Annotated in this window: 17 protein-coding genes; 15 read left to right on the top strand and 2 right to left on the bottom strand. The window is 43.8% G+C overall.

Going from position 1 to position 12,602, the window contains the following annotated elements; genetic code table 11:
• Positions 1–82: 82 nt before the first annotated feature.
• On the top strand, positions 83–526 hold the full coding sequence (locus NV379_RS04205; protein ID WP_258206007.1) for a GNAT family N-acetyltransferase: 444 nt from the start codon (positions 83–85) through the stop codon (positions 524–526).
• A 48-nt stretch (positions 527–574) separates the two neighbouring features.
• Entirely contained in the window at positions 575–1,105 is a 531-nt protein-coding gene (locus tag NV379_RS04200) for a shikimate kinase (RefSeq protein WP_258206006.1), read from the top strand.
• Here the strand turns inward: NV379_RS04200 and NV379_RS04195 are convergent.
• Positions 1,092–1,391, bottom strand: a complete 300-nt coding sequence (locus tag NV379_RS04195) for a rhodanese-like domain-containing protein (protein ID WP_258206005.1) — start codon at positions 1,389–1,391, stop codon at positions 1,092–1,094. The two genes, NV379_RS04200 and NV379_RS04195, sit on opposite strands and share 14 nt — an antisense overlap.
• 93 nt (positions 1,392–1,484) lie before the next feature.
• Between NV379_RS04195 and crcB (NV379_RS04190) the strand changes: the two genes are divergently transcribed.
• From crcB (NV379_RS04190) to ptsP, 10 genes are all read left to right on the top strand, one after another.
• Entirely contained in the window at positions 1,485–1,874 is a 390-nt protein-coding gene (crcB, locus tag NV379_RS04190; RefSeq protein ID WP_258206004.1) for a fluoride efflux transporter CrcB, read from the top strand.
• Positions 1,871–2,245, top strand: coding sequence for a fluoride efflux transporter CrcB (gene crcB, locus NV379_RS04185; protein ID WP_258206003.1), 375 nt, complete (start codon positions 1,871–1,873; stop codon positions 2,243–2,245). Before crcB (NV379_RS04190) ends, crcB (NV379_RS04185) begins: the two co-directional genes overlap by 4 nt.
• Before the next feature lie 33 nt (positions 2,246–2,278).
• Positions 2,279–3,574, top strand: a complete 1,296-nt coding sequence (gene aroA / locus NV379_RS04180) for a 3-phosphoshikimate 1-carboxyvinyltransferase (protein ID WP_258206002.1) — start codon at positions 2,279–2,281, stop codon at positions 3,572–3,574.
• Positions 3,575–3,611: 37 nt separating this feature from the next.
• Positions 3,612–4,406 carry a C39 family peptidase gene (locus tag NV379_RS04175; RefSeq protein WP_258206001.1) on the top strand — a complete coding sequence of 265 codons (795 nt, stop codon included), beginning with the start codon at positions 3,612–3,614 and terminating at the stop codon, positions 4,404–4,406.
• 27 nt (positions 4,407–4,433) lie between these two features.
• Positions 4,434–4,865 (top strand): CoA-binding protein, encoded by a 432-nt coding sequence (locus tag NV379_RS04170; protein ID WP_258206000.1) that lies wholly within the window; start codon positions 4,434–4,436, stop codon positions 4,863–4,865.
• Positions 4,866–5,019: 154 nt separating this feature from the next.
• Positions 5,020–5,211, top strand: a complete 192-nt coding sequence (locus NV379_RS04165) for a hypothetical protein (RefSeq protein WP_258205999.1) — start codon at positions 5,020–5,022, stop codon at positions 5,209–5,211.
• A 32-nt stretch (positions 5,212–5,243) separates the two neighbouring features.
• On the top strand, positions 5,244–5,483 hold the full coding sequence (locus NV379_RS04160) for a hypothetical protein (RefSeq protein ID WP_258205998.1): 240 nt from the start codon (positions 5,244–5,246) through the stop codon (positions 5,481–5,483).
• A gap of 16 nt (positions 5,484–5,499) precedes the next feature.
• Positions 5,500–5,829, top strand: coding sequence for a spore coat protein (locus NV379_RS04155; protein WP_258205997.1), 330 nt, complete (start codon positions 5,500–5,502; stop codon positions 5,827–5,829).
• A gap of 135 nt (positions 5,830–5,964) precedes the next feature.
• On the top strand, positions 5,965–7,851 hold the full coding sequence (locus NV379_RS04150) for a glucose PTS transporter subunit IIA (protein ID WP_258205996.1): 1,887 nt from the start codon (positions 5,965–5,967) through the stop codon (positions 7,849–7,851).
• Complete coding sequence (gene ptsP / locus NV379_RS04145; RefSeq protein ID WP_258205995.1) at positions 7,848–9,584, top strand: phosphoenolpyruvate--protein phosphotransferase; 1,737 nt, start codon at positions 7,848–7,850, stop codon at positions 9,582–9,584. Before NV379_RS04150 ends, ptsP begins: the two co-directional genes overlap by 4 nt.
• Before the next feature lie 63 nt (positions 9,585–9,647).
• Here the strand turns inward: ptsP and NV379_RS04140 are convergent, their stop codons facing one another.
• A complete protein-coding gene (locus NV379_RS04140; RefSeq protein ID WP_258205994.1) occupies positions 9,648–10,175 on the bottom strand; it encodes a type 1 glutamine amidotransferase domain-containing protein in 528 nt (175 codons plus the stop codon).
• A gap of 120 nt (positions 10,176–10,295) precedes the next feature.
• On the opposite strand from NV379_RS04140, the gene NV379_RS04135 reads away from it, so the two are divergent.
• The 3 genes from NV379_RS04135 (at position 10,296) to NV379_RS04125 (ending at position 12,588) form a co-directional block, all read left to right on the top strand.
• The gene (locus tag NV379_RS04135; protein WP_258205993.1) at positions 10,296–10,748 is read left to right on the top strand and encodes a hypothetical protein; all 453 of its coding nucleotides are present in this window, start codon (positions 10,296–10,298) and stop codon (positions 10,746–10,748) included.
• A 93-nt stretch (positions 10,749–10,841) separates the two neighbouring features.
• A complete protein-coding gene (ccpA, locus tag NV379_RS04130; protein ID WP_258205992.1) occupies positions 10,842–11,846 on the top strand; it encodes a catabolite control protein A in 1,005 nt (334 codons plus the stop codon).
• A 37-nt stretch (positions 11,847–11,883) separates the two neighbouring features.
• Positions 11,884–12,588, top strand: coding sequence for a 5'-methylthioadenosine/adenosylhomocysteine nucleosidase (locus tag NV379_RS04125; protein ID WP_373426071.1), 705 nt, complete (start codon positions 11,884–11,886; stop codon positions 12,586–12,588).
• The last annotated feature ends 14 nt before the right edge of the window (positions 12,589–12,602 follow it).

The raw sequence follows: 12,602 nt of genomic DNA, 5'->3' as shown, positions 1-12,602 counted from the left end.
CTCCAACCTTTTTTTAGGTAAAATATTTGATAAATAAGAAGACTCGTTCTATGATTGGGGTAAAAAGGAGTTGTCATCATAGATGGGGCAATTTACTCTTCATCAATCCGACATTTCGGATGTTGAGATCCTAGCTGATTTGCGGGCAATTGTATTACGCGATGATTTAACAAGATTAGGAGTCTTTGATGAAGTGAGGGTTCGCGAGCGTTTTCGTGGTGCATTCGATCCTGAGCATACTTGGATAATAAAGATGGATTCATCCTTTATGGGTTGTATTGCGTTTAAACCGATAATAGATGGCTATCTGTTAGAGCATTTCTACATTCATCCGGATTACCAAGGCAAGGGTATTGGTGGCCAGGTATTAGAACACCTACTTAATCAAGATGTTGTTCGTGGAAAAAAGGTGACTTTAAATGCTTTGCAAGGAAGTTCTGCTAAGCGATTGTATGAACGATTCGGTTTCAAGGTAGATCGTGAGGACTCCACTGATATTTACATGTCTGTGGTCGTATCATTATAAATTGAAATTAAGCGATAGAAATGTCGATGATATAGGGGAGATTACGTAATGGAGAGAACGGTACCAATACATAACATATTGCTAATTGGCTTTATGGGGACGGGGAAATCTACAGTTGGTTTGAAGCTTGCTGAACAATTAGGATGGACATTTGTCGATACAGATCAAGAAATTGTGAAGCAGGCAGGAAGAACGATTCCACAAATCTTCGCAGAAGATGGGGAAGGTTATTTTCGTGAATTAGAAAGTGAAGTCATTTGTCAGGTGCTAAGTGGAACGAATCAAGTCGTGTCATTCGGCGGTGGAGCTGTTCTAAACCCAGTTAACTGTACGAATATGCAAAAGAACGGCTGCGTGATCACTCTTACAGCTCCTCTGGACACAATTGTCGAGAGGGTGCAAGGGGATACGAACCGTCCTTTGTTACAAGGTGATGTGCGTGAGCGCGTCGCAACCATGATGGAGCAGCGTCAAGGCTTGTATGACTTTTCTGACTTTAACATTGACACTACCATGGGTAGTGCGGATGAACTTGTCGCGCTCATCCAAGAACAATTTGGCAAGATTAGTCGAGTGTAACCCACTCTAACATACCACCAACCATGTTACGAAGACCTGTATAGCCAAGTGAATCTAAGTAATCTTGTGCAGTTCCACTGCGGCCGCCACTACGGCATACAAGAATGATTTCTTCGGATTCTGGAATTTCATTGTGACGGTGTGGCAAATCATGTAGACGAATATGTACAGCAGTTGGAATCATGCCTTGTGCTACTTCTTCATCTTCACGAACATCAATAATCGTTAATTTCTCGCCATTCTCAAGACGGGATTTAACTTCCGAAGGGTATATAATAGGGTCCATCTGGATCGCCTCCTATAAGATAATTGTGATGAATGTCATCTTCATCTTAAGGAAGCCCGCCATCATTTGTCAAACATTAAGGAGTGAGTGAACTTGACGACCTTCTATGTCGGATTTGCAGGGGTCATAGGTGCACTATGCCGATATGGACTTTCGAGCCTTGCAAATCCCTCTCAAGCGGGTAGCTTTCCATGGGGAACTTTAGCCTGCAATTGGATCGGCAGCTTTATCCTTGGATTTTTGTCTTATGTGCTATTGAAGCGGTTAACCGATCAGCTTCGAGTCGTGATAACGACAGGATTTATTGGCTCGTTCACAACTTTTTCAACATTCAGCTGGGAGACGGTTCAGTTTATGGAGCTGGGACAGTATGGTGCTGCTTTGCTCTATGTCATGATCAGTGTAATTGGAGGGCTTGGACTGTGTTATCTAGGGGTACAGCTTGCTGAGCGTGGTCGTAACAAGGAGGTGAGCACCGATTGAGTTTTGAATTATGGTGGCTCGCCTTGATATGTGTAGGTGGATTTTGCGGCGCTATTGCGAGGTATAAGCTGGCTTCCTTTATCAGCAAACGATTCCCAAGTAAGTTGCCATATGGTACACTGTCAGTTAATATACTTGGCTCATTTGCACTCGGGTGTATGTGGGGAGTTGCCGCGATCGAGCCAGTTAAACTCGGTTTTGGAACAGGGTTTCTTGGCGCATTCACGACATTTTCGACGATTCAACTTGATAGTGTGAAGCTGCTCCGAGGTCGAGGTAAACGTAATTTTATATTGTATACATTATTTACTTATGTTATAGGTATTGGGTTTGCCTTTATCGGTTATATGGTGGCAAAACAATTTAAATAAAAATAGCCAATTTTTATTCAAGGAGAGAGACGTATGAAAGCGATTGTAAAACCAACATCCAAGCTTCAAGGAAGTATTAATGCATTATCTTCAAAAAATTATACCACTCGCTACTTGCTGCTAGGTGCATTAGCAGAAGGGACAAGTACGATCTACTATCCGGCTCATAGTGAAGATAGTGATGCGATGCGCAGATGTATTCGCGATCTGGGTGCAATTGTTGAAGAAGACGATGAGAAAATGACCATTCAAGGCTTTGGTCGTCATCCGAAACATGTGAGTGAACTTAATGTAGGCAACGCAGGTGCAGTACTTCGTTTTCTTATGGGTACAGCGGCATTCTGTGAGGATGTTACATTCGTTAATACATATCCTGAATCGCTCGGTAAACGACCGCATCAGGATTTAATAGATTCTTTAGAGCAGATGGGTATTAAAGTTACGCATAATGAAGGCAGACTCCCAATCCGTATCCAAGGTGGTAAGCCACGCGGTGGTAAAATTACCGTATCAGGAAATGTTTCTTCTCAATATTTGAGTGCGCTTCTATTCATGGCCCCTCTATTAGAAGAAGATTCAGAGATTGAAGTTTTGCATGATTTGAAATCGAAAATTATCGTGGGGCAGACGCTCGAAGTATTGGCAGAAGCGGGTATTGTGGTGCATGCGTCGGAAGATCTAATGCATTACAAAATTCCGGGTCGTCAAGCATTTAAAGCGCAGAAATACGTCGTACAAGGCGATTACCCTGGATCTGCAGCAGTTCTAGCAGCAGCAGCGGTAACAAATTCTGATGTTACGTTAAATAGACTTTCGGAGCACTCCAAGCAAGGTGAACGAGCGTGTGTCGATGTGCTACAAGCTATGGGTGTGAATTTAACGCATGAGAATGGTGTTGTGCATGTATTAGGGAACTCGAAGCTTAAGGCTGGCGAGTTTGACGGGGATCATTTCACAGATGGCGTACTGGCAATGGTTGCAGCTAGCGTTTTCGCAGAAGGAACTTCACGTTTCTACAATGTAGAAAATTTACGTTACAAGGAATGTGATCGTATTACCGATTACTTAAATGAACTGCGCAAAGCGGGCGCGAATGTTGAAGAACGTCAAAGTGAAATTATCGTGCACGGTCGCCCTGAAGGGGTTGAAGGCGGCGTAGAGATTAATGCGCATTATGATCATCGTGTTATTATGGCACTAACGGTTGTAGGACTTCGTTCCAAACAAGGGCTTACGATCAATGATGCTCACCATGTAGCAAAGTCGTATCCACAATACTTTGACCACTTGGAGGCACTAGGTGCTCAGATCGAACGAATCGAAGACTAGCCGCTTATAGCGAGAATGATGAATTGGTGATGAGTAAATGACCGTACTCTGGAGAGGAATAAAAGTATGGACAGCTTTTGTTCTTATACTAGCCTTACTTGCAACTAGCGGTGTCATCGTAGCAATATTCTATGATCGCTATCAGCATTCGAAACAGATGCCGCTAGCGTTAACAACGCCGCCAGCTATTGTGGAGGCAACCCCAGCACCTGAACTGACACCTGTGGCACATCCTAGTTCAGCTATGATCACAGCACCATTAATTCGGCAAAATCCAGAGCTTCCCGCTGGATGTGAAATTACGTCGCTTGCGATGTTGCTTCAATATGCTGGAGTGAATAAATCGAAGATGGAGCTTAATGAAGAAGTCCCAAAAGACGAAACGCCGATCGAGTGGAACAAGGACGGTACGATTAAGTCTTGGGGGAATCCGAATATAGGTTATGTTGGGGATGCAACACCTAAAGCAAAGGGATTTGCCATTTATCATAAGGCACTATTGCCGCTGATGCAGAAGTATGTGCCTAGCTCATTTGATTTGACAGAGCGTCCTTTCGCAGATTATGAAGCACAAATTGCGCAAGGCAAGCCAGTCTTAATATGGACGACGATTAATTTCATGGAGCCGACGAATTGGGTTGTGTGGGATACATCAATTGGCCCTATCAAGACGACCTTTTCCGAGCATGCTGTACTATTAGTCGGTTATGATGAAGAAAATGTGTACGTGAATGATCCGTATGGCGGGAAGGCGGCATATAAGATTAACAAGGAGCAATTCTTAGGGTCTTGGGAAGCGCTTGGCAAGCAAGGACTGTCATATACGCAATAAGAGGTTCATATTTAGGAGGGATTCCAAATGACTTTTGAAAATCCATCACGTGAACAGATCAAACAAATTCTAGCTTCAGCAGGTACTATTGCTGTTGTGGGTTTGTCGGATCGACCTAACCGCACTTCCTATATGGTAACAGAAGCGATGCAAGCCCGCGGATACCGCATTATCCCTGTTAATCCGAATTCAAAGTCAGATTACATACTTGGGGAGAAATGCTATCCATCCTTGCTTGATATTCCAGAGCCCGTGGATATTGTGAATGTATATCGTCGTCCAGAGGAAGTCATTCCTGTTGCAGAGCAGGCCGCACAGATAAAGGCTCGTATATTCTGGTTGCAGCTTGGCATTGTGAATGAGGAAGCCGAGCGTATCGCACGCGAAGCGGGACTAACCGTTATTATGGATCGCTGTATCAAGGTGGAAGACTCCATTCTTAAACCTGAACGCCCTTAAATAAGAAGCATTTGAGATTCATTGAAAAATGAATTTCAAGTGCTTTTTCTTTTTTAAGACGCCTCCATAAATAAATTGGAATTGAAACAGGTAGACTACGAAAGATGTGTTTACCTAGTTCTTGCAACTTTTTGAAAAAGGAGGGGGTAATGCGATGGACAACAGTCTATATTTCGATCGGGATAACGCTAATTATGCCAATGATGAAGGCATGCATGCTTACGCGGATGTTGAATTTGCAACGAGTCAGACTGTAGAAGCGTTGTATAACGAAGAGTTCGATGCGTATGAAGATGAGATCGACTTCCACTCGGAGGCGAATTACGCGAATCAGTATTCTTTTTAAAAAAAGAAATGAATAGGTAGGTGCTCACTAAGATGCCAAACAGCAACAGTAACGCTAACAGCAGCAATACGACAACAACATCGGATCGTAATCAGCTCACAGATAAAGAACTAAGTTATGTGAAGGATTACTTGTCATGGGAACTACTCATGATTAAAAAATGCAATGATGCAGCGAATCGTTGTCAGGATCAAGAAATCGGGAATTTGATTCGGTCTACAGGAAAGAAGCATCAACAAAATTATGAAACAATACTTGGATTCTTACAGTAATCAGGAGGTGTAAACGATGACAAAAGTTGAAATTGCAATGCCGCAAACTGGACAATTACCACAAGTGAAAGGTCCAGAGATTAATGATCGTGACTTGATCAATGACATTCTCGCTTATGAAAAATATTTGACGAATGGGTACAATACAGGACTTAATGAAATGCAGATGCCGCGGTTACATGACTCGATCCAGACGATCTTGAATAACGTACACAAATCCCAAGTCGAACTGTTCGATCTCATGTTCCAAAAGGGTTGGTACAAGATGAAAGCAGCCTGTGATCAAGATAAACAACAAGCATACCAGCAGTTTAGTGGATATAAGACACAGTTTCCTAATGGATAGTAGTTGGTGAACGAATGATTGTGTGTAATTTAGAAGAAGTTGTCTCTTTGTAGACAGCTTCTTTGTCGTTATGCGATCATTTTGACAAAAAAACAATATGCCCTTACCATTAAGCAAGAGAGGAGGTCGCGGCAGTTGAATTGGATGGGGAATTTGCAGCAATTAGGACGATCTTTAATGCTTCCTACAATTGCGCTTCCATTAGCAGCAATATTGCTGTTTCTAGGTAATTTACCGTGGGACGCTGTGCATGCAGGGCCATTTGCAGACACATTGCGCTTAGCGGGTAATACGATTTTTGCTTATTTGCCATATATATTTGCCGTTGGCGTCGCTCTAGGTTTGACAGAAAGCTCGGCAATCTCAGGAATGTCAGCACTTCTATCCTACTTGTTGTACACAGAGCTCATTAAAGGTGTAAACCCAGGTATGCAGTTCGGTGTGCTTAGCGGCATTCTTGTTGGAATTATGGCAGCTATTATTTATCATCGATTTAAAAATGTTCGTTTACCTGAGTATTTGCAATCATTCGGAGGTCCGAGGATTGTGCCGCTCGTGGCGGGGATCGCAGCAATTGGACTTGCTTATGTGTCCTTGCTGATTGAGCCAATCGTTACAGGTGGACTGACTCAAATTGGAAATACGCTCATTGGAATGGGTGGAATCGGTTCATTCATGTATGGTGTGCTACTGCGGTTATTGATTCCAACCGGATTGCATCATATATTAAGCAACTTCTTCTCATTCGAAGTCGGGACATTTACAACTGCAAGCGGAGCTATCGTACACGGTGATTTACCGCGATTCTTTGCTGGAGACCCGACAGCTGGTATTTATATGGCAGGGATGTTCCCGATCATGATGTTCGCACTGCCTGCTATTGCACTGGCGATCATTCGGGAAGCACGTGAGGATTTACAAGGGAAAGTCAAAGTGATATTCTTGACGGCTGCGTTAACATCGTTCCTAACGGGTGTGACTGAGCCGATTGAATTTGCATTTCTTTTTGTAGCTCCGTATTTGTTCTTCATTCATGCATTTCTTTCAGGGACTGCGATGTGGCTGGCTTATCAGCTGGACATTCATCATGGATTCTCTTTTTCACCAGGTGCAATTGACTTTCTATTAAACTTGCATCTATCAACGAATGCGTGGCTTCTTATTCCAATAGGACTCGGATACGGCGTACTCTATTATCGGTTGTTCCGCTGGGCGATTCGTAGGTTCGACATTCCGACACCAGGTCGAGAAGAAGGGTCATCACTCGAAGAGTGGGCAGGCGATATTCCTTATCGCGCGCCGCTAATCGTACAAGCATTAGGTGGAAAAGATAATATTAAGAAGATAGAAGCATGTATTACAAGGTTAAGACTGACGCTTGCTAACGATCGTTTGATGGATACAGGGGCGCTGAAGCACTTAGGTGCAGCAGGCGTCATTCGATTAGGTGGGGGTAATGTGCAAGTGGTATTCGGTACATATTCCGAACTGATTCGAGAAGAGATTGCCAAGGTACTTCGTAAAGAACAAAGTTTAGTCATGTTCAGTGCACCGATGCAAGGGAAGATGATTGAACTAGCTGAAGTACCAGATCGAATTTTTGCTAGTAAAATGGTTGGAAATGGTGTTGCCTTTATCCCTGAAAAAGGGGAGTTATTAGCTCCTGTGGACGGGCGGATTATTCAAGTGTATCCTTCGATGCACGCGCTAGGAATTGAGACAGAAGAGGGATTAGAAGTACTGCTTCACATCGGTATTGATACATCTAATTTACCTGGGGAATGGTTCCAAGCGCTCGTTAAAGAAAATGATATCGTGGAGACGGGGCAACTACTCATTAAATTTAATTTGGAGCAGGTTAAGAAACATTGTCCATCATTGGCAACTCCGATGGTGATTACCAATTCGGATCGTGTGAAGTCTTGGAGTTTCGCTCCGTATAAAGCGGTTAAGAAGGGGCAAAGATCGGTCATGTCGGTCGTGCTGAAAACTAAAGAAAATACCGGGGGGAATACCGAATGATCAAAGGCATCGGCGCATCGTCGGGAATAGCAATGGGACGGGCATTCGTCGTTCCGACGTGGGAGTGGGATTTGCCGGAGAAAATCATCGATGTATCCGATCTGGCGGGAGAGTTTGAGAAGCTATACAATGGTATCCGTTCATCCAAAGATGAGCTCGAACACATTAAGCAAGATATTGTGGAAGTCATCGGTCCAGAACCATCACACATTTTTGATGCGCATATGGCGATCTTAGAAGATCCTGTCTTCATGAATGAGATTGAAGATATTATCGAGCGTCAATCCAAAGCAGCCGAAGTGGCAGTTAAAGAAGTAATTGATAAATTTGTCGATATGTTTAATGGCATCGATGATGAGTATATGAAAGAGCGTGCGCTAGATATCAAGGATGTCGGCAATCGACTGCTCAAACATCTATTAGGTGATCATGAAGAAACCCTTCTGCCATCTGATGAACCGTATCTCTTAGTCGGCAAAGAATTAACACCTTCACAGCTTGCCCATCTAGACCCGAATCAAGTGCTTGGGGTCGCAATGATGCTTGGCGGGATGAACTCGCATACGTCAATTATGATGCGGGCGATGTCTATTCCGTATGTACTTGGACTTGAAGGTAAGTTACTCCGTCCGATTCATACAGGGGATTTCCTCATTCTAGATGGGGATGAGGGTGTTATTTATGTGAACCCGGATGATGCAATTATTTTTAAATATCAAGAACGTAAGATGAAATGGCTGCGTTCCCGTGAAAACTTAAAGGATATTGTAGGTCTTGAGTCTGTTACACAAGATGGACGTGAAGTTCACTTGGCTGCGAATATGAGTTCAGATAAGGAGTTAGAGAAAGCACTTTCGTATGGGGCATCTGGAGTTGGATTATTCCGTTCAGAGATGTTGTATATGGATCGCGCGACGCTCCCGACCGAGCAAGAACAATATGAAGTATATGTGCGGGCTGCAGAAACTCTAGGTGATAAACCGCTTGTCATTCGAACACTCGATATTGGTGGCGATAAGAAACCAGATTGCTGGCCGCTTGTGAGTGAAGATAATCCATTCCTTGGCTATCGTGCAATTCGTATTTCACTAGATCGCAAAGATCGATTCAAGGCGCAATTAAGGGCAATACTACGAGCGGCAGCAGTAGGGAATGTGAAAGTGATGTACCCGATGATTAGCTCGCTAGCTGAGGTCAGAGAAGCGAATGCGATGCTTGAAACAGCGAAAGCAGAATTGATGGCAGAAGGTATTGCCTATGCACAGGATATTGAAGTTGGCATTATGATCGAAGTTCCTGGGGCTGCATTAATAGCGGACGTACTTGCGAAGGAAGTGAGTTTCTTCTCCATTGGTACGAACGATCTTGTTCAATATACGCTTGCGGTTGACCGAATGAATGAGAAGGTGGCTTATCTGTACGAGCCGTTCCATCCTGCTGTTATTCGATTGCTCAAGCTAATTGCAGATGCTGCGAAGCGGGCAGGTATCTCGATTGCGGTATGCGGAGAGATGGCGGGTGATGTGAGGGCATTGCCGCTATGGCTCGGACTTGGCATTCAGGAACTGAGTATGTCTGTACCTTCACTGCTCCAAGTGAAGCAGCAAGTGATGCGCTTAAATGCGTCAGAATGTGAAGCGATGCTCGAACCGCTGCTTGCTTGTGGCTCAAGTGAGGAGATTCATACAATGCTAAGTGAAGTGAATGAGAAAAATGCGTGTGAATCCATCTAAGTAGTTGATGTATGAATAGGAAAGCTCCCAAGCCTAATGGCTGGGAGCTTTTTACATGGATTCCTAAGCACGAGCTGCGATCGCATCGCAGAATGCTTTTGCATAAGGTGGCAAATCTGGCGGTCTGCGCGCGGATACGATGTTGCTATCTACAACGACAGCTTCGTCAAACCACTCACTTCCTGCATTCTCCATATCGTCTTTAATACCTGGTGTTGAAGTGACTTTGCGTCCATTTAAGATTTTGGCAGAGATGAGTACCCAGCCTGCATGGCAAATTTGCCCGATTGGTTTACCCGCAGCATCCATTTCCTGCACCATTTGTAGCACTTTACTGTAGCGGCGAAGCTTATCTGGTGCCCAACCACCAGGAACAAGAATCGCATCATAATCGTTACTGTCGATTTCATCGAATGAATAGTCGCTTTTCGCAGGAACGCCATATTTGCCCATGTAAGTATGGCCTTTCTCTGCGCCAACTAAATGGACTTCAGCGCCTTCCTCACGAACGCGATAAATCGGATACCAAAGTTCTAAATCTTCAAATTCTTCATCTACTAAACAGATTACTTTTTTATTAGCTAAACGCATAAGATATGCCTCCTGTATCGAGTAAGTACTTTGTTCTCCTAGTCTAGCATATTTTCACGAATCGTTAAAATGTAGGAGTCAGAATAGAAGGAGAACAGGGAGTGAAAGTAGAAATAGAGAGTGTCAATTGGAACAATTGAGGTGTCATTCATGGAAAAAAACTGTTCATGCGGAAATTCGATACATATTACACTTCGAACGATTATTTTTCAAAGCAAGCTAGAAATTGAGAATGTGCCCGTATATAGTTGCGAACAATGTGGCAGTAATGAAGTGTATCCGATCATTAAAGAAGACCTGAAGAGTACAATTAGTCAGTACGAGAAGCAAGAAGAGCGTCTAACGGTGATGTTCGAGGAGAAGTCCGAGATTGTGGCACTACTTATGAAACATTTGGAATATCCGATCTCTATGGCTGTCTTTCGCAAGTCCCTGGATGAACGAATGAATGAGCTGCTTGATATGCTACTGCTCGCGCAGACGCTGCAAGATCCGTGTTGGACTCAAGACATTCATAGGCGACTGGCACAAATCAGCGAAATTCGACTCAAACCGGATCGATTTGCGATTTAACAGCACGGTTCGTTGCATTAAGCTTTCATTTATCGTATGATAACCTGTATAACATTTTGGGAGCGTAAACATTTTTGAAATGGAGAGTGTGCCGTGACCGTAACGATTTATGACGTAGCAAGAGAAGCTGGCGTATCGATGGCAACCGTATCGCGTGTTGTGAATAACAACCCGAATGTGAAGCCACAAACTCGTAAGAAAGTATATGAGGCAATCGAGCGTCTAGGCTATCGTCCGAATGCAGTAGCAAGAGGCCTTGCATCGAAGAAGACGACAACTGTTGGTGTAGTGATTCCGGATATTTCGAACTCGATCTTCGCTGAAGTCGCACGCGGGATTGAAGATATTGCGAATATGTACCACTACAATATTATTTTGAGTAATGCGGATAAGAAGAAAGATAAAGAAATTCGTGTCATTAATACATTGCTTGAGAAGCAAGTGGACGGGCTGCTCTTCATGGGTGGTGTTGTTACTGAGGATCACTTGGCAGCATTCCAGACGGCTTCCATTCCGATTGTACTTTGTGGAACAGTGGACGATGAGCGCAAGATTCCATCCGTAAACATTGACCACGAACAAGCGGCTTTCGATGCAACGCAATTATTAATCGACAACGGTCACCGGAAAATCGCGATGATTTCAGGAAGTCTGCAAGATCCAGCGAATGGATATGCTCGTTACCAAGGCTTTAAGCGCGCACTAGATAATGCCAACATTCCGCTCCCTGAGGAATATGTGCGTGTAGGAAATTATCGATATGATTCCGGTATCGAAGCGATGAATTATTTTCTTGAGTTGGAAGACCGCCCGACGGCTGTGTTCTCCGCAACGGATGAGATGGCAATTGGCGCGATTCACGCGATCCAAGATCAGGGCTTAACGGTTCCTGGCGACATCTCGGTGATGTCAATTGATAACATCAATATGGCATCGATGGTTCGACCGCTTCTAACGACAGTTGCACAACCGATGTATGACATTGGTGCAGTTGCAATGCGTCTACTGACGAAGCTGATGAACAAAGAACAAATTGAACAACCACAAGTTGTTCTACCGCATTCAATTATGAAAAGAAATTCAGTGGCTCATCTCTAATGAGCCATTTTTTCTTGCGAACTGAGGGGGAAATGGAATGAAAATGGATCAAATCGCGCTAATTGGCGCAATGAATGAAGAGATTGAGCTTTTGCTTCAAGCTATGGACAATGTGACTCAGACGAAGAGAGCGGGCATTGTGTTCCATACTGGTATTTTTCATGGGAAAAATGTAGTGGTTTGTCGTACAGGCGTAGGTAAAGTGAATGCTGCGGTATGTACACAAATCTTAATTGATACATTTGAGGTGAAATCTATCATCTTTACAGGTGTAGCGGGTGCGCTTGATCCGGAACTTAACATTGGCGACATTGTGGTATCCAAAGAGTGCATGCAGCATGATATGGACGTAACCCCACTTGGATTCGCTCGCGGCATCATTCCATACGAAGAAATTTCAATATTCCAAGCTGATCCACAATTAGTTGAATTAGCATTAGCATCTAGCTCCCGACTATTCCCAGGACGCTCTAAGCATGGACGCGTTCTATCAGGTGATCAGTTCGTGGCTAGTCGTGAAGTGGTGAGTCAGCTGCATACAGAACTTGAAGGAACTTGTACAGAGATGGAAGGGGCTTCTGTTGCTCAGGTGTGCTCCATGAATGAGATACCATTTGTGATCATTCGTTCGATGTCGGACAAGGCAGACGGCTCTGCACATGTGAACTTCGGTGAATTTACGGTACAAGCTTCAAGGAATTCATTCCGCATGATTGAAGATATAGTGAAGCACTTGGCTTAAGCCAATCCATAAGA

Origin of the sequence: Paenibacillus radicibacter (assembly GCF_024721995.1) — a bacterium.
Taxonomy (GTDB): domain Bacteria; phylum Bacillota; class Bacilli; order Paenibacillales; family NBRC-103111; genus Paenibacillus_AM; species Paenibacillus_AM radicibacter.
This window is presented reverse-complemented; position numbering and strand designations above follow the sequence as displayed.

What these genes read in the sequence shown, in the direction of transcription:
- NV379_RS04205 (WP_258206007.1), top strand. Translation starts at nt 83, where the DNA reads ATGGGGCAATTTACTCTTCATCAATCCGACATTTCGGATGTTGAGATC.
- NV379_RS04200 (WP_258206006.1), top strand. Translation starts at nt 575, where the DNA reads ATGGAGAGAACGGTACCAATACATAACATATTGCTAATTGGCTTTATG.
- NV379_RS04195 (WP_258206005.1), bottom strand. Translation starts at nt 1,391, where the DNA reads ATGGACCCTATTATATACCCTTCGGAAGTTAAATCCCGTCTTGAGAAT.
- aroA (WP_258206002.1), top strand. Translation starts at nt 2,279, where the DNA reads ATGAAAGCGATTGTAAAACCAACATCCAAGCTTCAAGGAAGTATTAAT.
- NV379_RS04175 (WP_258206001.1), top strand. Translation starts at nt 3,612, where the DNA reads ATGACCGTACTCTGGAGAGGAATAAAAGTATGGACAGCTTTTGTTCTT.
- NV379_RS04170 (WP_258206000.1), top strand. Translation starts at nt 4,434, where the DNA reads ATGACTTTTGAAAATCCATCACGTGAACAGATCAAACAAATTCTAGCT.
- NV379_RS04165 (WP_258205999.1), top strand. Translation starts at nt 5,020, where the DNA reads ATGGACAACAGTCTATATTTCGATCGGGATAACGCTAATTATGCCAAT.
- NV379_RS04160 (WP_258205998.1), top strand. Translation starts at nt 5,244, where the DNA reads ATGCCAAACAGCAACAGTAACGCTAACAGCAGCAATACGACAACAACA.
- NV379_RS04155 (WP_258205997.1), top strand. Translation starts at nt 5,500, where the DNA reads ATGACAAAAGTTGAAATTGCAATGCCGCAAACTGGACAATTACCACAA.
- ptsP (WP_258205995.1), top strand. Translation starts at nt 7,848, where the DNA reads ATGATCAAAGGCATCGGCGCATCGTCGGGAATAGCAATGGGACGGGCA.
- NV379_RS04140 (WP_258205994.1), bottom strand. Translation starts at nt 10,175, where the DNA reads ATGCGTTTAGCTAATAAAAAAGTAATCTGTTTAGTAGATGAAGAATTT.
- NV379_RS04125 (WP_373426071.1), top strand. Translation starts at nt 11,884, where the DNA reads ATGAAAATGGATCAAATCGCGCTAATTGGCGCAATGAATGAAGAGATT.